23 protein-coding genes are annotated in these 21302 nt (G+C 39.7%); 21 read left to right on the top strand and 2 right to left on the bottom strand.

The features are described from left to right. Nucleotides 1-237: 237 nt before the first annotated feature. From CEQ83_RS16100 to CEQ83_RS16090, 3 genes are all read left to right on the top strand, one after another. The gene (locus tag CEQ83_RS16100; RefSeq protein ID WP_028414523.1) at nucleotides 238-1173 is read left to right on the top strand and encodes an aldo/keto reductase; all 936 of its coding nucleotides are present in this window, start codon (nucleotides 238-240) and stop codon (nucleotides 1171-1173) included. A 365-nt stretch (nucleotides 1174-1538) separates the two neighbouring features. After that, nucleotides 1539-1922: a MerR family transcriptional regulator gene (locus tag CEQ83_RS16095; protein WP_025751010.1), complete on the top strand. Its 384-nt coding sequence runs from the start codon at nucleotides 1539-1541 to the stop codon at nucleotides 1920-1922. A gap of 20 nt (nucleotides 1923-1942) precedes the next feature. After that, nucleotides 1943-2389: a GNAT family N-acetyltransferase gene (locus CEQ83_RS16090; RefSeq protein ID WP_098112370.1), complete on the top strand. Its 447-nt coding sequence runs from the start codon at nucleotides 1943-1945 to the stop codon at nucleotides 2387-2389. Between the two features lie 298 nt (nucleotides 2390-2687). On the opposite strand, the gene yjcZ is transcribed toward CEQ83_RS16090, so the two are convergent. After that, a complete protein-coding gene (yjcZ, locus tag CEQ83_RS16085; protein ID WP_014459214.1) occupies nucleotides 2688-2837 on the bottom strand; it encodes a sporulation protein YjcZ in 150 nt (49 codons plus the stop codon). 516 nt (nucleotides 2838-3353) lie between these two features. Between yjcZ and CEQ83_RS16080 the strand changes: the two genes are divergently transcribed. From CEQ83_RS16080 to CEQ83_RS16070, 3 genes are all read left to right on the top strand, one after another. Then, nucleotides 3354-3683, top strand: coding sequence for a hypothetical protein (locus CEQ83_RS16080; protein ID WP_155017395.1), 330 nt, complete (start codon nucleotides 3354-3356; stop codon nucleotides 3681-3683). A 347-nt stretch (nucleotides 3684-4030) separates the two neighbouring features. After that, nucleotides 4031-4603, top strand: coding sequence for a GNAT family N-acetyltransferase (locus CEQ83_RS16075; RefSeq protein WP_155017394.1), 573 nt, complete (start codon nucleotides 4031-4033; stop codon nucleotides 4601-4603). Between the two features lie 80 nt (nucleotides 4604-4683). Next, nucleotides 4684-5820 carry a GAF domain-containing sensor histidine kinase gene (locus tag CEQ83_RS16070; protein WP_155017393.1) on the top strand — a complete coding sequence of 379 codons (1137 nt, stop codon included), beginning with the start codon at nucleotides 4684-4686 and terminating at the stop codon, nucleotides 5818-5820. A 58-nt stretch (nucleotides 5821-5878) separates the two neighbouring features. Here the strand turns inward: CEQ83_RS16070 and CEQ83_RS16065 are convergent, their stop codons facing one another. Next, nucleotides 5879-6652 (bottom strand): DUF2628 domain-containing protein, encoded by a 774-nt coding sequence (locus tag CEQ83_RS16065; RefSeq protein WP_098112367.1) that lies wholly within the window; start codon nucleotides 6650-6652, stop codon nucleotides 5879-5881. Between the two features lie 190 nt (nucleotides 6653-6842). Here CEQ83_RS16065 and CEQ83_RS16060 point away from each other — a divergent pair, with 190 nt between their 5' ends. The 15 genes from CEQ83_RS16060 (at nucleotide 6843) to gnd (ending at nucleotide 21297) form a co-directional block, all read left to right on the top strand. Then, nucleotides 6843-7187 (top strand): YunG family protein, encoded by a 345-nt coding sequence (locus CEQ83_RS16060; protein ID WP_155017392.1) that lies wholly within the window; start codon nucleotides 6843-6845, stop codon nucleotides 7185-7187. 14 nt (nucleotides 7188-7201) lie between these two features. After that, nucleotides 7202-8083, top strand: a complete 882-nt coding sequence (locus CEQ83_RS16055) for a PhzF family phenazine biosynthesis protein (protein ID WP_155017391.1) — start codon at nucleotides 7202-7204, stop codon at nucleotides 8081-8083. A gap of 163 nt (nucleotides 8084-8246) precedes the next feature. Further along, nucleotides 8247-8921: a response regulator transcription factor gene (locus CEQ83_RS16050; protein WP_028414515.1), complete on the top strand. Its 675-nt coding sequence runs from the start codon at nucleotides 8247-8249 to the stop codon at nucleotides 8919-8921. Next, a complete protein-coding gene (locus CEQ83_RS16045; RefSeq protein WP_155017390.1) occupies nucleotides 8918-10300 on the top strand; it encodes a sensor histidine kinase in 1383 nt (460 codons plus the stop codon). The genes CEQ83_RS16050 and CEQ83_RS16045 overlap by 4 nt, the downstream gene beginning before the upstream one ends. 72 nt (nucleotides 10301-10372) lie before the next feature. Further along, nucleotides 10373-11458, top strand: coding sequence for an ABC transporter permease (locus CEQ83_RS16040; RefSeq protein ID WP_098112365.1), 1086 nt, complete (start codon nucleotides 10373-10375; stop codon nucleotides 11456-11458). Continuing rightward, on the top strand, nucleotides 11458-12153 hold the full coding sequence (locus tag CEQ83_RS16035; protein ID WP_028414512.1) for an ABC transporter ATP-binding protein: 696 nt from the start codon (nucleotides 11458-11460) through the stop codon (nucleotides 12151-12153). Before CEQ83_RS16040 ends, CEQ83_RS16035 begins: the two co-directional genes overlap by 1 nt. Before the next feature lie 230 nt (nucleotides 12154-12383). After that, nucleotides 12384-12836 carry a hypothetical protein gene (locus tag CEQ83_RS16030; RefSeq protein ID WP_226313302.1) on the top strand — a complete coding sequence of 151 codons (453 nt, stop codon included), beginning with the start codon at nucleotides 12384-12386 and terminating at the stop codon, nucleotides 12834-12836. A gap of 11 nt (nucleotides 12837-12847) precedes the next feature. Further along, entirely contained in the window at nucleotides 12848-13408 is a 561-nt protein-coding gene (locus tag CEQ83_RS16025; RefSeq protein WP_028414510.1) for a shikimate kinase, read from the top strand. 5 nt (nucleotides 13409-13413) lie between these two features. Further along, complete coding sequence (locus CEQ83_RS16020) at nucleotides 13414-13803, top strand: VOC family protein (protein ID WP_028414509.1); 390 nt, start codon at nucleotides 13414-13416, stop codon at nucleotides 13801-13803. A gap of 233 nt (nucleotides 13804-14036) precedes the next feature. Further along, nucleotides 14037-14603: a GNAT family N-acetyltransferase gene (locus CEQ83_RS16015; RefSeq protein WP_028414508.1), complete on the top strand. Its 567-nt coding sequence runs from the start codon at nucleotides 14037-14039 to the stop codon at nucleotides 14601-14603. Nucleotides 14604-14909: 306 nt separating this feature from the next. Further along, on the top strand, nucleotides 14910-15764 hold the full coding sequence (locus CEQ83_RS16010) for a GAF domain-containing protein (RefSeq protein WP_028414507.1): 855 nt from the start codon (nucleotides 14910-14912) through the stop codon (nucleotides 15762-15764). Nucleotides 15765-16030: 266 nt separating this feature from the next. After that, complete coding sequence (locus tag CEQ83_RS16005) at nucleotides 16031-16402, top strand: hypothetical protein (RefSeq protein ID WP_155017389.1); 372 nt, start codon at nucleotides 16031-16033, stop codon at nucleotides 16400-16402. Between the two features lie 445 nt (nucleotides 16403-16847). Further along, nucleotides 16848-18350: a glucose-6-phosphate dehydrogenase gene (gene zwf / locus CEQ83_RS16000; protein ID WP_098112362.1), complete on the top strand. Its 1503-nt coding sequence runs from the start codon at nucleotides 16848-16850 to the stop codon at nucleotides 18348-18350. A gap of 28 nt (nucleotides 18351-18378) precedes the next feature. Then, nucleotides 18379-20373, top strand: a complete 1995-nt coding sequence (gene tkt, locus CEQ83_RS15995) for a transketolase (protein ID WP_098112361.1) — start codon at nucleotides 18379-18381, stop codon at nucleotides 20371-20373. 30 nt (nucleotides 20374-20403) lie between these two features. Continuing rightward, a complete protein-coding gene (gene gnd / locus CEQ83_RS15990) occupies nucleotides 20404-21297 on the top strand; it encodes a phosphogluconate dehydrogenase (NAD(+)-dependent, decarboxylating) (RefSeq protein ID WP_098112360.1) in 894 nt (297 codons plus the stop codon). Nucleotides 21298-21302: the final 5 nt, after the last annotated feature.

Below are 21302 nucleotides of genomic sequence, written 5' to 3'. Positions count from 1 at the left end.
TATTGCTATGAAATAAGCTTTGATAAAAAGGAAGAAAAGAACGTAACATATACTACTAAATCAAATGCAAAGCGGCAGTGACTTTTATCACACCACAACCTAGTATTTCATCTTTTTACCAAAAAAGATAGGGTGTTTTACCGCCGCTGCTTGCAAAATCTTTTATTCTTTCTGCTTGACCTAGAGTTAACTCTATGGTTTATCTTGTAGTAGTATCATTTCAAGGAGGGGCTTTACATGAAGTATCATACAATTGCTAATACTGACTTACACGTATCAAATTTAATTATGGGAAACATGCGTTTAACAGAGCTTTCTTTACAAGAAGCAGAGAAGCTAATCCGCACAGCGATGGAAGAAGAAATTAACTTTTTTGATCATGCTGATATTTACGGTCCTGATTATGTAGGGCAATGCGAAGAATATTTTGCAAACGCTATACAAATGAACCCAAGTCTTCGTGAAAAAATGGTGATTCAAAGCAAATGCGGCATTAACGCAGCGGAAAATTACTATGACTTTTCAAAGAAGCATATCATAGACTCTGTTAACGGCAGCTTAGAGCGTTTAAAAACAGATTACTTAGATCTTTTATTACTGCATCGTCCAGATCCACTAATGGACCCTGAAGAAGTAGCAGAAGCATTTAACGAACTGCAAAACAGCGGAAAGGTACGTCACTTTGGTGTATCGAATCACAACCCAGCGCAAATTCAGCTGCTTGAAAAATATATTAACCAAAAGCTTGTCGTAAACCAAGTGCAGTTCAGCATCGCACATACGCCAATCATTGATTCTGGTATTTCGTTAAACATGGGAATTGATCAAGCTGTTAACCGCGACAGCAGCGTGCTTGAATATTGCCGTTTGAACGATATCACGCTTCAAGCATGGTCGCCGTTCCAAAACGGATTTTTTGAAGGTCCTTTCCTAGGTGATAAAGAGAAATTTGGAAAGCTAAACGAAGTAATTGATCGCATCGCAAGTAAATATAGCGTGACGAATACAGCGATTGCCGTTGCGTGGATTACAACGCATCCTGCAAATATTCAAGTAGTACTTGGTACGACAAATATTCAGCGTATGAAAGATGCAAGCAAAGGTTCAGAAATCAAGTTAACACGCCAAGAATGGTACGATATTTATAAAGCCGCTGGCAACATGGTGCCTTAACCGCTTTAGTCTCTAAAATAAAACAGGTAACTCCGTTCGAACATAGAACGGAGTTACCTGCGTTTTACGATAAGAACTACTGGTTAAGCTAGAAAAAGATTTAGCAGCAGCTCAATTATTTTTGTGACGCCAAAACCTAATAAAAAAGGCAATAAAACCGCCGATTACAATGGTAAGCATCATGTGAGCAGTATTCATCGTATCATCCTTTCTGAGTTGAATGTATGTTGCTGCTTGTACAAAAAGTCTGCAGCATAAAAAGCGCAATGAAGAAGACTCTAAAAGAATAAATCCTCGAGATAACTAGAGGTCAAGGCAAAATCATGATGTTTTTCTGAGAAGGTTAAGATGTAGGAGGAAGCAGTATGACGTATACCATTTCACAAGTTGCGAAGAAATTGAACGTGACAATTTATACCATTCGCTATTATGATAAAGAAGGGCTTTTTCCATTTTTAGATCGTACAGCGTCAGGAAATCGTATTTTTAAAGAACAAGATATTGAATGGATTGATTTAATTTGCTGTTTAAAAAGCACGGGTATGCAAATCAAGGATATTCGAACGCTTATTGAAAACTGTACGCTTGAAAATGCCGTGCTTGATAAAAGTCTGCAAATGCTGATGGACCATAAAAAAGCGGTGCAAAAAGAAATCGAAGAAATCCATCACAAGCTTGAGACGATTGATTATAAAATTAAGCACCTGCCGGAAATGTACGAGCGAATTGTTAACAAGCCTTCAAACTAAACAAAAAAGGAAGCGTAAAAATGATCGAAAAAGTAGTACCTCTCACTGCAGAGAATATACAGCAGTGCATTGACTTGTATCTAGATGTATTTACAAAAAAGCCTTGGAATGAACCATGGACGGAAGAATCAGCTAAAGAAAGGCTGACTGATCTACTGAACACGCCTAAATTTATAGGCTATTTATTTTATGACCAAGGAGAGTTGATTGGAATGATTGCAGGTCACGCGAAAAAATCATACAGCGGTATGACCTTTTACGTGGCCGAGCTTTGCGTCAGTGCAAGCGTGCAAGGAAAAGGATATGGTTCAGCTATCTTAAGCCGGTTTGAGAACGAACTTCAAAGACACGATATCAACAGCTTGTATCTCTTAACGGCGACTGGAGGAGCTGCACAGGCTTTTTATGAAAGAAACGGCTATACTGTAAATGATCAGCGGGTCGTCTTGAAAAAATCGTTTGTATAATTTTTTACATAAAGCGGGAAGAGAGCTGCAGAGTGGCTCTCTTTTTAATTACTCTTTTTACCTATTAATATGTAGAAGAAAGGGAAGTATGAACAAGAAAAATAAGGTAATGAGAAGGCGTAAACAAGGAACGGTAGATTAAAAAGCCCGTGGTTTTTTCTCAGTGGTGAGTCTCATTGTGAGCACACCTAAAAACAGTGCCCATTATGTGGACACTGCTTTTTCATAATAAAGTGGAAAGCTAGCTTTTGGTAAAAAAATTAGTGAAAATGAAGCTGTTCATCATTATTTCTAATGATTAGCAACCGCCAAATCCTCCCCAGCAAGCACAGCCGATGATGATTAATAAAATGAATAATACGATGATTAAAGCAAAGCCACTGCCAAATCCGCAGCCGCCACCGCCGTAACCGTAACCGCCATAACCACAGCCACCATAGAAGCCCATATAGTTCACCTCCAAGTTCTGAGTACATTTTTAACATATGCCTGAAATGCAAAAGTGCTCCAAAAATATCCAATGATTTCAATGAAAATAAAAAAAGATAAGAAAATAAGATGGACACGGTACTTTTTTTCACTTTCTACATAGGATGAATCATCCCAAGATCTCATATATGAGCCCCCATGTTATAACGAAGCAGGCTAATACCACTTCCTCCTTAGCCTGCGTACATAATGAAGTAGAAGCCGAAGAATTTTTTCTTCGGCTTCTTGTTTTTTACTATGAAGTAAACATGTTAGTACTTTCCGTATACCCTTCTAAGTCAGGATCCGCTTCTTTTGTATGTATTAGGTACTAAAGAGAAATCAAGCTCATTTTCATATAAACTTAGTCATTTGCTTTTTTTTGTAATTCTTTTCCCTTATTTTCAGCATAACCAAGATATTTGCCCAAGACAGCGAATAGGTAAATGCATATTCTTGGGTGAAAGTAAAAAATAAAAAAACGGAGGTTTCTCTTATGGATTCAGAAATGCATTTTTTACCTACTATGTATGCTCAAGATCATCAACTTCAACACGCAGATGAAAGGTTTATTGGCAGGCCGTTTGGCTTTGGCAGACCGTTTGGTTTTGGACGCCCGTTTGGCTTTGGCTTTGGCTTTGGCAGACCATTCGGCTATGGCTTTGGAGGTCCATTTTTAGGAGGATTAACAGGTGGGCTAGTAGCAGGCTCACTGCTATCACCATATGGCTATGGCGGTTACGGATACGGTTACGGTGGTTATCCGTATGGCGGCTACGGCGGTTACGGCGGTTACGGCGGTTATGGCTTTGGCTGCGGCTGTTAAATATAAATAAAAGAAAAATCTCAGAAGAAGTATTTTTTATATCATTCTTTTCTATAAGGAAGTCTGTTTGGAAACGTAAGGCATTATATCCATCCACAGTGAATCAGAACGTACACCCCATCTCATATATAAAACCACCTGGTCATTTTTCCAGGTGGTTTTTGATTTTACATAGTGAAGAAATAAAAAATAGTGGCAGGAAGAGATAAAGAAAAGATGTTAGAATCGTGCTTTTGGTTCTTTACATTACAGTAAGAAACGCTTACTATGTGAGAAAATGGAAGATATTAACGAAGCATTCTTTTTACACAACTTTCTGTGAGAAGTAAAAGAGGGAGAGACATAACATGATTGAAAGCCACACTATTTATTTGTGCCCGTTGACTGCCAGCGATGCGCACGACAGCCTCCGATTGCAAAAGGACAATCGAGACTTTTTTAAGCAGTTTTCTATGAGTCGAGAGCATTCTTTTTATACATTAGAGAGCCAAGTAGAAAAAATTCAGCGTCACGAAGAGAATAGGAAAAACGATCAAGAATACTATTTTGGTCTTTTTCAAAAAGAGAATAATAAATTAATTGGCACCATTAGTCTTTTTCAAGTGATGCGGGGATCTTTACAAAGCGCAGTTATCGGCTATTTTTTAGATCACCATCATAATGGGAAAGGGTACGCAACAGAAGCCATAAAAGCACTTGTTGACTATGCGTTTGAAGAGCTGCATCTTCACCGCATTGAAGCCGGCGTCATGCCACGTAATGTGCCTTCTCAGCGCGTACTCGAAAAAGCTGGGTTTCATAGAGAAGGAATCGCTAGAAAAAATGTAAATATTAATGGCATATGGGAAGATCATCAAGTCTTAGCTATCCTTAACCCTAATGACAAAATAGAAGAAATAAACGAGTTCTTAAAATTTTGATATACGTTTGTACATTTAAAATTTATAATGAGAATAAGAGAATAGAACAGTCTATATTTAAATAGTAGGTGACTAAGGTAATGGAAGAGAGGAACATCAATGAAAAAGCCGTTTGGGATGTATTGCAGATGGCCAGCGAAGTAGTCGGAAGCAGGACGCTGTTTGTAGGGATTTTCGACGAACAATTTTCAGTTATGAAAGCCTTTAATAAAGAAGGGGGAAGCCTTGTAGAGGATGGACTGACGCTGCCGTTAGAGCTTGCGGTATGCAACTTAGTCACGTGTGATGAACCCCTTGTTATTCCCAATACAAAACGCGATGTTAGAACGTCTAATTTAGCCATCATTGATGGTGCCCGGGTAGGTTCTTATTTAGGAACACCTATTGTGCTAGAAGATGGGAGAATGTTTGGTACCTTATGTGCGGTCGATCCGGATCCTTATCCGTTTAGCGAAAGTGAAATTCAAGGGTTAAACCGGCTGGCTGGTATTTTGTCTCATATTATTTATAAAAATCAAGCGGCTGTTTTGCCGAAAATTGAAGAGAAAATTCTGCAGCTTGATAAGCTGGCACTCGTAGGGCAGCTAGCAGCAGGGTTAGCGCATGAGATTCGAAACCCGATGCAGTCGGTGCGCGGCTTTATTCAATTTTTATTTAATGAAAATGAGCAGGCAGAGCCTTTTCAAAAAATTGTTCTTGATGAACTGGATCGTATGAATGAACTTATTAACAACTTCTTGCTTGTCACGCAGCCAACAGCGCCTAAAAAAGAAATCGTATCGATTGTAGAAGTTATTCATGATACCGTTGCTTTCTTGAAAAGTGAAGCTGCGCTGTATAATGTCGAAATGAACGTAAGAATAGAAGGAGCCATTCCACTTGTATCAGTCGATCCTGCTCAAATGAGACAAGTGTTTATGAATCTTTTGAAAAATGCCATTGAAGCAATGGAGAAAAAGAAACACGGGGAAGTAAATCTTATTATCAAAGAATGGGAAGATTGGGCTCTTATTGACATTCAAGATACCGGTTCTGGGATTCCGCTATCCATTATTAATAAAGTAGGAAATCCGTTTTTCTCAACAAAAGATGGAACAGGCATGGGGTTAGGGCTTTCTATTTGTAAAACGATCATCAACGAGCATAACGGTACGCTTGCGATTGAAAGTGATGAGAACGGGACAATAGTGACGGTGAAGCTGCCTTTGACGCTTTAAGATAAAACAAAAAAGAAAGGAGAGTACGCACTCATCCTTTCTTTTTTGGCTGACTTTTTTAATATGCTGAACTGTCTTCAATCCAGTATTCATAGTCTTCCGCATCTTTTTTGTTTAACTTTTTGCCGTTGATGTAAATTTTGTCCCATTCGTAAATTTGTTTATCCAAATAAACGTTAAACACAATGCGCACATGCTCTTTTTCTGTATAATCGTAGCCGGTAAATTGTACAACGTGATGACGGCCTTCTTTTTTAATATAGGTCCATTTTGGATGATCGTTGTACGTTTCAAGCGTAATTGCTTCGTCGCCGTAGCGAACCACATCTTTAATATTTGTTTTTGTTGGTAAATATGATAATCCCGCTCCGACTCCAAACGTAATCACAAGCGCTAAGATACTTAAACCAATAGCAATTCCGATGTGAGTGCCGCCTTTTATTTGCAAATAAGCTTCTTTCCGCTGCTCCGGCTGAGCTTCGGCTCGAGCTAACACGTTTTTAACGTGCTTATAGTACCAGCGGTTGGCACATAGCCCTGTAATAAGTGAAGCACCGCCGAATACAATTGCATCGGACCACTCTGGTATGTCTACAAAGCACAAAAGGGAAAACCAAACTACTTCAATAAGCGTTAAAATAAAAAAGTGCTTATACATTTTTCGGTATGCAAACCAAGCGCTTGTCAGAAAAAAGGCTGCCCAGTTCCACGTGTTGTTTTTAGCTGGATTGGCTGTTTTTCCCCATTTCAAATCATAATACGACGTATTTGTTCGAACTACTTTATGCTCTTCTTCAAAAGACAGGAGTTCATTTACTGCTTGTTCTTCCATTTAAAACACCTTTCATTGGTTATAATCTATCATCTAAAATGACTCTATTATTATACATTATTTCTAGTATTTTTCTATTCTTCCTTAAATTATTTTTAAAGTAAGAATATTTGCGCTGTCAATTTTTTAATGAGAACTTTCATAAAAAAGAAGAATATGGTAGATTTGAAGAAAAAGGAGCTGCTTGAGCGTGAATCGTTTAAAGAAAGCCCTGTATCAATCGTGGTCAATTCATTCAAGCACGAAGTGGACGGCTGACAATCCTGCCAAAGGACAGTGCGGCGTGACAGCTCTTGTCGTTCAAGATATCAAAGGAGGAGATATTTTAAAAACTCCGTGTAAAGAAGGCTGGCATTTCTATAATCAGCTCAACGAACAGCGCTATGATTTTACACAAGAACAATTTCGTGAGCCTCTCCATTACGCAGATATTTTATCCAGTCGGGAAGAAGCGTTTATGGATACGAATGAGGAGCAATATGAGGCTTTAAAGAAAAAAGTAATGACCCATTTTGTACATAAAAATTTGCGTTAGAAAGGAACACAGGAATGAAAACTATTCAGTATTCCATTGTTGATGTATTTGCACAGAGAAAATATACGGGAAATCAGCTAGCCGTTTTTAAAGACGCAGGAAGCCTTTCAGACAAAGAGATGCAGCAAATGGCTAAAGAAATTAATTTCTCTGAAACGACGTTCATTACGTCGGCTTCTCCGCAAAAAGGAGAATATGACGTGCGGATTTTTACACCTAATGAAGAAGTACCATTTGCAGGCCATCCGACGCTCGGTACCGCTTGTGTTATCCGAGAAGAACTAGAAGAAAAAGATACAGAGGAGCTTATTCTTCATTATAAAGCAGGTCCTACGCCCGTTACATATGATGAACAAAAAGATGTACTGTGGATGATACAAGGTCAGCCGACGTTTGGGAAAGTGTTAGATAAAAAGCAGGTGGCGGACGTGTTAAACCTTGATGAAACTTATATCGATATGCGTTTTCCCGTTCAAGAAGTATCCACGGGTCTGCCGGTCATTCTTGTCCCGTTAACATCATTAGAAGCAGCTAAAGAGATAAACGTAGACAAAGAAAAATATTTCAAGCTGATAGAAAACACGGAAGCAAAAGCAATTATGGTCTTTTCACCGGAAACCTATCACCAAGATCATCACGTAAATGTGCGAGATTTTGCTGATTATTACGGCGTTCCAGAAGATGCGGCAACTGGCAGCGCCAACGGCTGTTTAGCAGCATATTTAGTCAAATACGGTTATTTTAATCAGCAAGCTATTGACATATGTGTAGAACAAGGATACGAAATAGGAAGACCTTCACTGCTGTATGTAAAAGCTAGTTATGACGGAGACACTTTTCACATTAAAGTAGGCGGAAAAGTAGAGATGATTGCGCGCGGTGAATGGATTTTGTAACAAGCTGTTCATCTGCTGTTCACAATAAGTCTCTACCCTAATAAAAACGCAATATGAACACGGCGTTTGGTTACACTAGTAAACAGATAGAAAGTGAAAGAATAAATGATGGCGGCCAAAAGGCCGCCATTTTAAATGGTTCATAAAAGGAGTGGTAGAAAAAATGATTCACATTTTACTGGCGGATGACGATGAGCATATGCGGCAATTAGTTCGTCACTATTTGCAGCTTGAAGGCTATATGGTTCATGAAGCAAAAGACGGAGAGGAAGCTTCGGGTCTGCTTGCTAAGCAGCACATTCATTTAGCGGTTGTCGATATTATGATGCCTCATAAAGATGGATATGAAGTTTGCGAAGAAATACGCAGCTACTATGATTTTCCCATTATTTTATTAACAGCAAAAGATCAGCTCGAAGACAAAGAAAAAGGCTTTTTAGCGGGAACGGATGACTATGTGACAAAGCCGTTTGAACCAAAAGAATTGATTTTCCGAATCAAAGCACTGCTTCGCCGATACGAAGTGGTAAATGAAAAGATGATCGTACTGAACAGCACCTCTATTGACCGAAAAAGCTATGAAGTGCACTGCAGCGGACGACTGTTCATTCTTCCAATGAAAGAATTTGAATTATTAGCTCAGCTCGCGAGCTATCCAGGAAGAATTTTCACAAGAGAAGAATTAATTCATCTGATATGGGGAGCGGATTTTAACGGAGATAACCGCACAATTGATGTACACGTAAAAAGGCTGCGCGAGCGGTTTGAACATACCGATGATTTTGTCATTACGACGGTTCGAGGCGTCGGCTATAAGCTTGAGGTGACGGCAAAATGAAGACGCTCTATTTGCGGATTGTCCTGACAACGATTGCTGTGATGGTATTTAGCAGTCTCCTCGCGTTTATTGTGGCGAACGTTTATTATCAGTACAGCTTAAAACCTTATAACGATCAAAAGCTTACGCGTATGGCAAAAGACATTGTGAGCTTTTACGAAAGCAATAGAGGCGTAGATCAACAGTCTTATTTACAGCATATTAGTAAACTTGGCTATCAAATATATGTAGTGGACAGCACTGGACATGAGACGTTTTACGGACGAGAGTTTAGAAACCAGCGCTTAGAAAAGAGTGCTGTCAAACAAGTGTTAGAAGGCAAAATGTATCACGGAATTGCAAACTTTCCTTCACAGGTGTTTGTGACGGGGTTTTTTGATAATGTGTTAGCTAATACCATCGGCGTGCCGTTAAAAGGAGAGGGTAACAAGCAGCAAGCGCTGTTTATTCGCCCTGATATTCAGCTGCAGTTCGGGGAAATGCGCATTTTTTTCTCGGTCATTTTACTGCTGATGATTGTATTAAGTATTTTATTTGTACTTATTAGCACGCGTTATTTAGTAAAACCAATCGTCAAGCTGACGGAAGCAACAAAGCAAGTGGCAAAAGGAAAATACAACGTTGAGCTGTACGTAAAGCGCCGAGACGAAATCGGCGCGCTTGCTTCACATTTTTCCGAAATGGCTAAAAATTTAGAACAGCTTGAAGAGATGCGCCAGGAATTTGTATCGAACGTGTCACATGAAATTCAGTCTCCGCTGGCGTCCATTCAAGGGTTTTCGAAAACGCTCCGTTCTGCTGACCTTTCAGATGAACAAAGAAATGAGTATCTGTCTATTATTGAAGAAGAAAGCCGGCGCATGTCGTCCCTCAGCAAACAGCTGCTTACGCTTGCTTCACTTGATAAAGAAAGTGAGCATATTGAAAAAAGCACGTTTGACGTTGCAACTCAAATCAAGCAAGTGCTGTTCATGACGGAGTGGAGCTGGCGTGAAAAAGAATTGGCCATTGAAATGGATCTTCCTTCAACGATGATTTCAGGCGATCAAAAACTGCTTCATCAAGTGTGGACAAATTTGATTACTAACAGCGTAAAGTTCACGGAAGAAGGAGGAACGCTGTCTCTTCGCGTTGGTATGGAAGATACGTATTGCCACGTGGAGTTTCAAGATACGGGAATCGGTATGTCAAAAGAAAGCCTCCCGCATATTTTTAATCGTTTTTATAAGGAAGATAAAGCAAGAAGCCGGACGGAAGGAAGCAGCGGTCTTGGTTTAGCGATTGTGAAGCAAATTGTCGACATGCACGGAGGTTCCATTCACGTTGAAAGCGAAAAAGGAAAAGGCAGCACTTTTCACGTCTATCTTCCGAAAATGTAATGAGCCGTTCATCTTCCATTCATTTTCTGTTTTTATACTTTAAATAGAATGAAAAAAGGAGATGAAAGAAAGATGTTTTTGGCTTTACGTGAATTAAAACATGCGAAGCTGCGCTACTTACTCATTGGCGTGATTATGGTGTTAATTGTATGGCTTGTGCTTTTTGTATCAGGCTTAGCAAAAGGGCTTTCCTCTGACAATGCTTCAGCTGTTCAAGAAATGAAAGGAAATTACGTTGCGCTTCAAAAAGAAGCGGATCAGCGCCTGACGCGCTCTGTTTTATCAACAAACAAAACAGAAGATATTCAACAACTAAGCGGAAAGAAAAAAGCTGAGCCGCTTGGTGTGATGATGACAGCCGTTATAAATGAAGGAAAAGAGAAAAAAATAGACGCCTCGTTTTTTGCCATAAGCACAAGCGGCTTTTTAGCTCCGAACATAACGGAAGGGAAGATGATTACGGACGATGCGAAACATGAAGCCGTGGCGGACTCTTCGCTAAAAGAAGAAGGAGTAAAGCTAGGTGATACGATAAAAGATACGGCTTCAGGAAAAAGCTTTACAATTGTTGGTTTTACAAAAAATCAGTCGTTTAGTCACGCGCCTGTTATTCATATTAATCTCACAGAGTGGAAGACAATTGAAAGCACAGGTGCTTTTAATGCAGTCGTATTGAATATGAACAGCCAGCAAGCACAGACTCTTCAAAAAAAAGAAGCTGAAATCGATGTAATCAGTAAGGATGAAGCGTTAAAAGGAATTCCGGGTTATCAAGAAGAACAGGGCTCACTTTTAATGATGGTCGCGTTTCTGTTTATCATTGGAGCTTTTGTCTTAGCCGTTTTCTTCTACGTGATGACGCTTCAAAAAATGAATCAGTTTGGCGTGTTAAAAGCGATAGGAGCAAAAACAAGCTATTTAGCGCGAACGATTTTATCTCAAGTGGTTGTGTTAACTTTATGCAGTCTCGCTATTAGTATTGGATTGACATACGGAGTAGCTGCTATATTGCCTGATTCAATGCCATTTCACTTGGATTTATCGCTAATCGCAGGCTGCTCCGCGCTGTTTATAGCCGTTTCTGTACTGAGTTCATTATTGTCGCTGTATCGCGTAGCAAAAGTAGATGCGGTTGAAGCGATTGGGAGGGCTGTATAATGAGTGAAGAAAAATTAGTTTTAGAGAGTGTTAGCAAGTCGTTTGGAGACGGAGAAAACGCTGTAGTCGTGTTAAATGATCTATCGCTGCGTGTGAAAGCTGGAGAGCTTGTGGCTATAGTCGGGCCTTCTGGTTCTGGGAAAAGTACCTTTTTATCCATTGCTGGCGCGCTGCTTTCACCGTCTAGCGGACGTGTAATTATTGACGGAGACGAGATTAATAAAATGTCTCCATCACAAATGAACAGCATTCGTCTCAAGAAAATCGGCTTTATCTTTCAATCAGCTAATTTAATCCCGTATTTAACGGTTCGCGATCAGCTTCTTCTTGTCACGGAACTAGAAGGAAATCGAAATCAAGAAGCAAAAAAAAGAGCGGATGATTTGCTTGAAAAGCTCGGGCTTGCCCATCGAAAACATCACTATCCTGAAAGTCTATCCGGCGGAGAGCGCCAGCGGGTAGCGATTGCAAGAGCGTGGATGAATAACCCTGAAATTATCTTCGCAGACGAGCCGACGGCAAGCTTGGATTCAGAGCGAGGAAGAGCGGTCGTTCAAATGCTTGCAGATGAAGTGAAGCTAAGGGGAAAAGCGGCTGTAATGGTTACCCATGACCAAAGAATGCTGGATTTATGCGATCGCGTTGTGTGGATGGAAGATGGGAAATTAGTAGAATCAAATAGCGTGCAAGTCTAAAAAAGTGCTGCTCTTGACAAGAGCAGCACTTTTTTGCGTTCTTCATCATGTGCATATTTGTCGTCTCGGTTTGGCGCCTTCATACGTTCACTCCTTTATTAGTAAATCAGTTAGGTATTCATATTCCATTTTATTAAAAAGCGTGTATTGAAAATAAAGCAATGCTATTTAGAAAGTAAGAAACAGGAGATAACAGAACAATGAAGAAATAGTAAAAAGGTGATGAAATGATGAAGAAATGGAAGACAGCTGCAGGTGGACTTATCATAGCAAGCTTTACAGGATGTTCAAGCAGTGGATTTCTTGAAGAATTCCCGCCAAAAGCGTATCTCGAAGCAAGCAACCATCTTTATGAAACAAAAGTTGGCACTTACTGCTGGAAAAACACGTGTGTGGATAAAGCAGGCCCTTTAGAATTGTTAAAAACAGAACAGCCGATTAAAGTAAAAGCAAATGAATCGCTATCGCTTGTTATCAAGTATAAGCGGCAGCCCAACGAAAAGCATATGGCACAAATACAAAACAGCCATGAAGTGGAAATACCACTGAAGAAAAATAAGCTGAAAGCACCTTCTGAATCAGGCACGTACTACTACTCATATTCAGTGTGGTGGATGGATGAAAGTCAAAAAAATGTATCTAATGGAGATGCATCGTACGCGTTTGTATTGGAAGTGAAATAAGGAGAGAGCCTATGCAACCCCCTATTATTCTCATTGGACCTATATGCGCGGGTAAAACGACGGTTGGTGAAAAAGTAGCGCAAAAACTAAGTATTCCTCAGTGCTCAATGGACGAAGTGCGATTTTCTTACTACGAGGAAATAGGTTTCAGCAAAGAAACACAGCAGGACATTCGAGAAAAACAAGGGTTTCAGGGTATGTACGCCTATTGGAAGCCGTTTGAAGCCTATGCCGTTAAAAGAATACTAGAAGAGTACAAACATGCGGTCATTGATTTTGGCGCCGGTCACTCGGTCTACGAAGACATGGGACTGTTTCAGCAAGTAGAAAAGATATTAAAACCTTATCAGTCTCTATTTTTATTGCTTCCCAGTGCTGATAAAGAAGAGTCCATACAACTATTACATCAAAGACTGCAGCAAATAACGGATGATGAAGATGTTTTTAAGCTTAACAAACATTTTGTAACGCATCCGTCAAATGAGCTGCTGGCAAAGCAAACAATTTACACAAAGGAAAAGTCGGCAGATACAGTAGCAAAAGAAATTATTTCATCTATATCGAAGGAGTGAAAGCAATGATTAAAAAAATCGGTCAAATTATGGTGTATGTAAACGATCAAGATCAAGCGGTAAAGTTTTGGACAGAAAAAATGGGATTTCAGGTTATGTCCGAACAAAATAATGAACAAGGCATGAAGTGGATTGAGCTAGCGCCGGTAGCGGGTGCTGAAACAACCATTATCCTTCATAACAAACAGCTAATAGCAAAAATGCAGCCGGAATTAAATGTCGGGACACCTTCGCTTCTGTTTTTTACGGAGAATGTGGATGAATTATATAGAGATTTAACTGCTAAAGGCGTAACGGTGGGAGAAATTGTATCGATGCCTTCAGGAAAAGTCTTTAATTTTTCAGACAGTGAAGGTAACTATTTTGCAGTTATGGAAAACGCGAATAATAAATAGAGCAAAAACAAAAAACACCGGGAGCATATATATTGTCTCGGTGTTTTACAGGCAAAGCAGGATAAGTTACTTTTCATTTTCATCTGCTGATTGGCAGTAGCAATACTATTCTTTATAAATTTACTCCTTTTCTTCATTATTTAACGCTATGATTGTATAAACGTGTATTAAGAGTCGCTTTAAGTTTCTAAAATTTAATAAGCCATTTCATAAATCAAGGAGTAATGCCTCTCATGATAAAATTAATAGGAGAAAAAGTGTTATTAAGAGAAGCGACACAGGAAGATGTTAATACGCTCTATTACTGGAAATACGAAGAGAAAAAACAAGAAGCGAAAAAATGGAATGCTCCGTACATACCAGATCGAAAGCTGACGAAAGAAAAGTATATGAATTCATGGGAAGAAGAGTATGAGATTTATCCATCAGTTCCCCGAATGCTTGCGGTTATTATTGATGAAATAGCTGTAGGAACGGTGAACTGTTACTGGGTGGACAAACGTACAAACTGGATGGAAACTGGAATTGTCATTTACGATTCAGACTATTGGAGCGGAGGATATGGATCAGAAGCTTATGGAATGTGGATCGACTTTTTATTTGAGTTTACACCTTTGCATAGACTCGGCATGTCTACGTGGTCAGGCAATATCAGAATGATCAAAACAGCGGCAAAAATAGGTATGAAAGAAGAAGCAAGAATCAGAGAAGCACGTATCGTAAACGGTGAATATTTTGATAGCGTCAAAATGGGAATTCTGCGAAGAGAATGGAACAAAAAGATGAAGCAGGAGCTCTAATACCCTTTGTGCTATGTTGTCATTGAACTAGGCAGTTTAGTTTGATATATCCTAATATGGGGAATAGAGGGAAAATGGGGACGTGTGAGATTTTTATATAATTTAAAACTTCTTCCTTCATGAACGGAAGAAGTTTTTCTTATGTGAAATCATGTCATATGTCAAATCTGGTATGTATAAGATAGAAAATAGGCAATATAGCTGTCCTCTCTCATACTACAAAAAAGTTATAGCCAAGCTGTGCGTATCTTTATGAAAGAATGCACTTATGGCAGAGAGAATGATAGTTGCGATGGAGGTAACTAAATGAACGTTGATGGAGAAAATAAAGTTCCTCATTTTTATTCACTGCGGTCTGTTTCGCAAAAATTATTTGAGGTTATTACCAAACAGCTGAATGTCAGCACAACGTACGTAACTAGAAGAGGAGAAACAGCGATGACGGTCCTCAGCTCATATAACGAGAAGGAAGAGATTATTCCTGAAGGATACAGCGTTGAATACGGAGGTACATACTGCCGCTTAATTATTATGAATGACGGAGACGTTATGCATACGGCAAATCTGATGAAGGATGCCGTTACAAGACAGCTAGAAGTAACGGATCAATTGCAGGTAAAAGGTTTTTTAGGTGTTACATTAAAAGATTTAAAAGGAAATGTATTTGGAACACTCTGTGTAATGGACAAGGAAGAAAAAGAATTTTCAGGAGAAGATATTGCTTTTTTACAATCAATGGCAGGTATCTTATCCCATATGATCGATCTGGATGAAACACGATATCAGATGGGATTTTTAAGCGTCCCAATTATTCCGATTACAGAGGGGGTTTCGATTCTTTCTCTTCAAGGTATTATTGATAAAGAGCGTGCGGATCAGATTATGACAGATGTGCTTCACGATGCAGCTCATAATGAAATAGATTACTTTATCATTGATTTATCGAAGCTGCTTCTGAGAGAAAAAGAGTTTCCGAATTTCTTCTTGAAAATGATTACAGCACTTCAGCTCATGGGTGCTCAAGCAGTTATAACAGGTGTAACCCCCACATTTGCGAAAGAGCAAACTAAAAATCATGATTTGAGAAACTTACAGTTAAAAGTCGTGAAAAATATTCAACAAGCTCTTCAATGTGTGGGGTATAACTTAATCAAAACATGAACCAAGCCTTGGCTCTATCAGCCAGGGCTTATTTTTGTGTATGTATATAATTCAATACGAAACGAAAAACAAGCTGGTATGCTCAGAAGCTGTGAAAGCATCAAATGCAGCATAAAGTGAATATAGATAAAGAATGTAGCTTCATTGAAGCCTTGCGTGATGATCATTACGCACCTTTTGGTGGTGTAAGAAATAGCCGGGGGAGAGACCTGTGTATGGCTGATGACCCTTTTTGCTGTATGCAAAAACATCATGGGGGGAAATACATGCGAACAAACTTTAAAAGGTCCGCACAAACGGATGTGGATATGAGAAAGAAACAGCGGAGAACACTTCAGTCCACTTTAAACACAATAGGGATACTTATGTTTATTGGAATTTTGATCAGGTGGTGGACCGTGCCGTTCGCTATTAGTAAAGATCTCCGAATTTACTATAATCCAGATTTTCAAATGAAGCCGAGTGAGTGCAAGGAATTTCTTGCATTTACGCTATGCGCAGCAGGCGTGTATTTTATGTTAGTCAACGTCTACTTTTTAGGTAAGATAGGTAAAAAACTAGTCTATATCGTTCTTGTTTTACTTGCTGTTTTTAACCTCTATATGATGCTTATGCTTCTTGTCGCAGTGACGCATTAAAGTTAAAGTGTGAGTGTAGCTCAAAAAAAGAGGTCAACTTCCGGTGACTCTTTTGGATTGAGCTACGATTTTTCTATGTGAAAAACAGATAGATCTTCAGGCATCTTGATTAGCTGAGCTTTCATATTACTTCCACCTTTTGATATTTTCCCTTGGTAAATATGCAAACATTATGTATGCTTTTACTTTCATACAATTCTATCAAATCCATTAAAGCAGATTTATTTTCTAAATTCAACTAAAAAGTATTTTCATTATTTTTCCATAAATTATCTAAGATAAGCGGCTATAGGGTTTAAAGAACAAAAGAAAATTGAAATGATTTTTTATGAGTTTTATATCTTGACGAAAAAATATTTCAGGAATAAGATAGGTTACATAAAGTAACGAATGAAAGAAAAGTTACTTTTTAAAGATTATATTTTTCCTAACAGGAGGAAGAGATATGGAAGCGATGACTTTTGTTTTATTCGGTTCAACAGGTGATTTAGCGAAACGCAAAATTTATCCTGCACTCTATAATTTATTTGTAGACGGGAAAATCCCTAAATCAATTTCTGTTGTAGGACTAGGCAGAAGGGAGATGTCCGACGCTGACTTTCAGGAAAAAGTAAAAGAGTCTATTCATACTTTTTCACGTCGCGTCGAAAAAGATTCATCTCTTATGCAGCATTTTCTTTCAGCTTTTCGCTACAGCCCATTGGATGCAACGAATGCTGAAGATTATAAAAAGTTGTTAAATCTAGTAGAAGCACGCGAAGAGGAACGAAACATTCCAAGCAACCGAATGTTTTATCTATCCGTTGCACCAGAATTTTTTGGTACGATTGCCGAGCATATTAAAGACAGTGGCTTAGGTGCTACAAAAGGTTGGAAACGGTTAATTATTGAAAAACCGTTTGGCCATGATCTACAGTCAGCTCGTCAATTAAACGAAAACTTAAGCAAAGCGTTTAAAGAAGAAGAGATTTACCGCATTGACCACTATCTTGGCAAGTCGATGGTACAAAATTTAGAAGCGCTGGAATTCGCTAATCCTATTCTTCAATCATTATGGAATAACGAACATATTGCGAATATACAAATTACAGCAAGTGAAACGGTCGGCGTAGAGGAAAGAGCAAGCTATTATGACCATTCAGGAGCCATTCGAGATATGGTTCAAAATCATATGCTGCAAATGCTGATGATGGCGGCTATGCACTTACCGGCCCGCATTAGCGCTGATGATATTCGAAACGAAAAAATAAATGTGTTAAAAGCGCTTCGTCCGCTTGTAAAAGAAGATATGGATCTAGACGTTGTTCGCGGTCAATATGAGGCTGGAAAAATAAACGGGGCTTCAGTGCCGAGCTACATAAATGAGCCCGGTGTATCACCATCTTCTCAGACGGACACGTTTTTAGCAGCCAGACTATATATCGATAATTCGCTTTGGAACGGCGTTCCTTTCTACATTCGTACAGGGAAAAGAATGGCGGAAAAAGCGACGCGAATTGTTATTGAATTCAAAGACTCGCTAAAAGAGTTGTACTTAGACAAAGGAGAAACAACATCTCCAAATCTGTTGATCATTGAAATTAACCCGCACGAAAATATTACGCTGCAGTTAAACAGCAAAAATCCATTTAATCATGGTCATATTGAGCCTGTACAAATTAATTTTTCAGGTCAGCAAGAAGGAGCACCGGAAGCATATGAACGCCTTATTGCAGATGCATGCGCCGGAGATTCTACATTTTTTGCTCATTGGAAAGAAGTAGAGCTAGCTTGGGAATGGGTTCAGCCGCTTCTTGAAGCATTTCAGGAAAATACAGTGCCGCTTCACAAATATGCTGCTGGTTCATACGGCCCTGATGCATCACATGCACTGGTAGAAAAAGACGGCTTTAAATGGTGGTTGGATGAAGAAACAGCAAGTCAATCACGCGAAGTGCAGCCAGTTTAATACAAACAAAGCGAAAGAAGGATGACACATGAGTACCAACATAGATACACTCGCAGTTAATACGATTCGCACCCTGTCAATTGACGCGGTGAACGCAGCTAATTCAGGACACCCGGGACTTCCGATGGGAGCGGCTCCGATGACCTATGCGCTGTGGGCGAATCACTTACAGCATAATCCGGCAAATTCAAGCTGGTTTAACCGAGATCGTTTTATCTTATCAGCCGGTCATGGCTCAAGCTTGCTGTATAGCATGCTGCATCTAAGCGGATACAATGTATCAGTAGAAGATTTAAAAGGCTTCCGCAAGCTAAATAGTAAAACACCGGGTCATCCTGAATTTGGCCATACGGACGGCGTAGAAGCAACAACAGGTCCTTTAGGTCAAGGAATTGCAAATGCAGTCGGAATGGCAATGGCAGAAGCTCATTTAGCGGCAAAATTTAATAAACCAAATTTCTCTGTTATTGATCACTATACGTATACGTTAGTAGGCGATGGTGACTTAATGGAAGGCATTTCTTATGAAGCGATGTCAATGGCTGGCCATATGAAGCTTGGTAAACTTATTGCTTTATATGACTCCAACGATATTTCGTTAGACGGGGAATTAAATCTTTCATTTAGCGAAAATATCCAAAAAAGAGCGGAATCTGCAAACTGGCAGTATTTACGTGTAGAAGATGGAAATGACGTGGATGAAATCACAAGCGCCATCGAAAAAGCGAAACAGAACACGGAACAGCCAACGCTCATTGAAGTGAGAACAATTATTGGCTACGGAAGTCCAAAAGTAGCGGGAACAAATAAAGCACACGGCAATCCGCTTGGAGAAGAAGAAGCAAAAGCAACAAAACAAGCCTACGGCTGGGACGCTGAAGAAAACTTCTATGTTCCAGAAGAAGTAAAAGCTCATTTTGAAAAGCTAGAAGAAAAAGGGATGAAAGCAGAAGCAGAGTGGAACGAACTGTTTGCTTCTTACCAAAAAGAATACCCTATGCTGGCAGATGAATTAGAACGTGCCATTACTGGTGAGGCACTAATTGAAGTGAATGATATTTTAACATTCTCATCGGAAAAAGCGATTTCGACGCGTGTTGCAAGCGGAGAAGCTATTAATTATTTCACTAAATCTGTGCCATCTATTTTTGGAGGCAGTGCTGATTTATCACATTCCACGATGACGGACATTAAAGAAGAAGGCCCTTACGCACCCGGATATTTCGGTAATCGAAATATTTATTTCGGCGTACGTGAACATGCAATGGGAGCGGCCGGTAATGGAATGGCCCTTCACGGCGGTGTGAAGCCGTTTGTCAGCACATTCTTTGTTTTTAATGATTACTTGCGTCCAGCGATTCGTTTAGCTGCACTGCAAAAGCTGCCGGTCACGTATGTGTTTACTCATGATTCCATAGCAGTAGGAGAAGATGGACCAACTCATGAGCCGGTTGAACACCTTGCTTCTCTTCGTGCAATTCCAGGGCTTACCGTAATCCGTCCGTCTGATGCAAACGAAACAGCAAGCGCTTGGGCTTATGCGCTTCAGCAAGCGGAAGGTCCTGTAGCCCTAGTGCTTAGCCGTCAAAACTTGCCTGTGTTTGAAGAAACAAAACAAAATATCAATGACCTAGCTAAAGGTGCTTACGTATTAACTGAAACAGACGATAACCCGGAGATGATTTTCATCGCTACAGGTTCTGAAGTAGCACTAGCTGTCAGTGCAAAAGCTCAGCTAGAGCGTGAAGGTACATCTGTTCGAGTTGTAGCAATGCCTAGCTGGGAGCTGTTTGGCAAACAGTCAAAAGAGTATCAAGAGCGCATCTTGCCTGAATCTGTTTCAAAACGAATCTCTCTAGAAATGGGAATTTCACTTGGCTGGGAACGTTTTGTAGGACAAAAAGGAAAAGTGTTAGCTATTGACACATTCGGTGCTTCAGGAACCGGAGCTGATGTGATGAAGCTGTTTGGATTTACAGAAGAAAACGTAGTGGCACAAGCAAAAGAATTGCTAAAGGCTTAAACAATTAGACAAATAGAAGGAGCTGTTCACATGAAAGTAGGATTAGTTGGTTTAGGGAAAATGGGGATTAACTTAGGACAAAACTTACTGGATCAGCGTCATGACGTTGTAGCATTTGACGTAAATTCAAACGCAGTGGAACAAATGAAAGGGTACGGTGCGTCAGGAGTATCAAGCTTACAGGAGCTTGTTCAGTCATTAGAAACGCCAAGAGTCGTATGGCTGATGGTTCCTCATACGGTTGTTGATTCTGTTATTAGTGAAATATCTCCTCTTTTAGCTGAAGGAGATATCGTAATTGAAGCCGGAAACTCTCATTACAAAGAGTCTATTCGACGCTATAACGAGTTAAAAGAAAACAAAATTCGCTTTATGGACGTTGGAACATCTGGCGGAATGGAAGGCGCTCGTAGCGGAGCTTGCTATATGATTGGCGGAGATCGTGAAGCGTGGGAAATTGTTGAACCTATCTTCCGCGATACAGCAGTAGAAAACGGATATCTATATGCTGGAGAAGCAGGGAGCGGCCACTTTTTAAAAATGGTTCATAACGGCATTGAATACGGCATGATGGCAGCAATCGGAGAAGGATTTGAAGTTCTTGAAAAAAGCCAGTTCGACTATGATTACGAAAAAGTGGCGAGAGTATGGAATAACGGGTCAGTTATTCGTTCATGGCTCATGGAATTAACGGAAAATGCATTCTCTAAAGATGCTAAGCTAGATGACATCAAAGGAGTTATGAACTCTTCTGGTGAAGGGAAGTGGACGGTCGAAACGGCTCTAGACCTTCAAACAGCTACGCCGGTTATTGCGATGTCTTTACTGATGCGCTATCGCTCGCTTGAAGATGATACCTTTACAGGAAAGGTAGTTTCCGCGCTTCGAAACGAGTTTGGCGGTCATGCTGTGGAAAAGAAATAACAAGT

This window comes from Priestia megaterium (assembly GCF_009497655.1).
Lineage (GTDB): Bacteria > Bacillota > Bacilli > Bacillales > Bacillaceae_H > Priestia > Priestia zanthoxyli.
This window is presented reverse-complemented; position numbering and strand designations above follow the sequence as displayed.

Coding starts and splice junctions, on each gene's coding strand:
- CEQ83_RS16100 (WP_028414523.1), top strand. CDS start 238: ATGAAGTATCATACAATTGCTAATACTGACTTACACGTATCAAATTTA.
- CEQ83_RS16095 (WP_025751010.1), top strand. CDS start 1,539: ATGACGTATACCATTTCACAAGTTGCGAAGAAATTGAACGTGACAATT.
- CEQ83_RS16090 (WP_098112370.1), top strand. CDS start 1,943: ATGATCGAAAAAGTAGTACCTCTCACTGCAGAGAATATACAGCAGTGC.
- yjcZ (WP_014459214.1), bottom strand. CDS start 2,837: ATGGGCTTCTATGGTGGCTGTGGTTATGGCGGTTACGGTTACGGCGGT.
- CEQ83_RS16080 (WP_155017395.1), top strand. CDS start 3,354: ATGGATTCAGAAATGCATTTTTTACCTACTATGTATGCTCAAGATCAT.
- CEQ83_RS16075 (WP_155017394.1), top strand. CDS start 4,031: ATGATTGAAAGCCACACTATTTATTTGTGCCCGTTGACTGCCAGCGAT.
- CEQ83_RS16070 (WP_155017393.1), top strand. CDS start 4,684: ATGGAAGAGAGGAACATCAATGAAAAAGCCGTTTGGGATGTATTGCAG.
- CEQ83_RS16065 (WP_098112367.1), bottom strand. CDS start 6,652: ATGGAAGAACAAGCAGTAAATGAACTCCTGTCTTTTGAAGAAGAGCAT.
- CEQ83_RS16055 (WP_155017391.1), top strand. CDS start 7,202: ATGAAAACTATTCAGTATTCCATTGTTGATGTATTTGCACAGAGAAAA.
- CEQ83_RS16050 (WP_028414515.1), top strand. CDS start 8,247: ATGATTCACATTTTACTGGCGGATGACGATGAGCATATGCGGCAATTA.
- CEQ83_RS16045 (WP_155017390.1), top strand. CDS start 8,918: ATGAAGACGCTCTATTTGCGGATTGTCCTGACAACGATTGCTGTGATG.
- CEQ83_RS16040 (WP_098112365.1), top strand. CDS start 10,373: ATGTTTTTGGCTTTACGTGAATTAAAACATGCGAAGCTGCGCTACTTA.
- CEQ83_RS16035 (WP_028414512.1), top strand. CDS start 11,458: ATGAGTGAAGAAAAATTAGTTTTAGAGAGTGTTAGCAAGTCGTTTGGA.
- CEQ83_RS16030 (WP_226313302.1), top strand. CDS start 12,384: ATGAAGAAATGGAAGACAGCTGCAGGTGGACTTATCATAGCAAGCTTT.
- CEQ83_RS16025 (WP_028414510.1), top strand. CDS start 12,848: ATGCAACCCCCTATTATTCTCATTGGACCTATATGCGCGGGTAAAACG.
- CEQ83_RS16020 (WP_028414509.1), top strand. CDS start 13,414: ATGATTAAAAAAATCGGTCAAATTATGGTGTATGTAAACGATCAAGAT.
- CEQ83_RS16015 (WP_028414508.1), top strand. CDS start 14,037: ATGATAAAATTAATAGGAGAAAAAGTGTTATTAAGAGAAGCGACACAG.
- CEQ83_RS16010 (WP_028414507.1), top strand. CDS start 14,910: ATGAACGTTGATGGAGAAAATAAAGTTCCTCATTTTTATTCACTGCGG.
- CEQ83_RS16005 (WP_155017389.1), top strand. CDS start 16,031: ATGCGAACAAACTTTAAAAGGTCCGCACAAACGGATGTGGATATGAGA.
- zwf (WP_098112362.1), top strand. CDS start 16,848: ATGGAAGCGATGACTTTTGTTTTATTCGGTTCAACAGGTGATTTAGCG.
- tkt (WP_098112361.1), top strand. CDS start 18,379: ATGAGTACCAACATAGATACACTCGCAGTTAATACGATTCGCACCCTG.
- gnd (WP_098112360.1), top strand. CDS start 20,404: ATGAAAGTAGGATTAGTTGGTTTAGGGAAAATGGGGATTAACTTAGGA.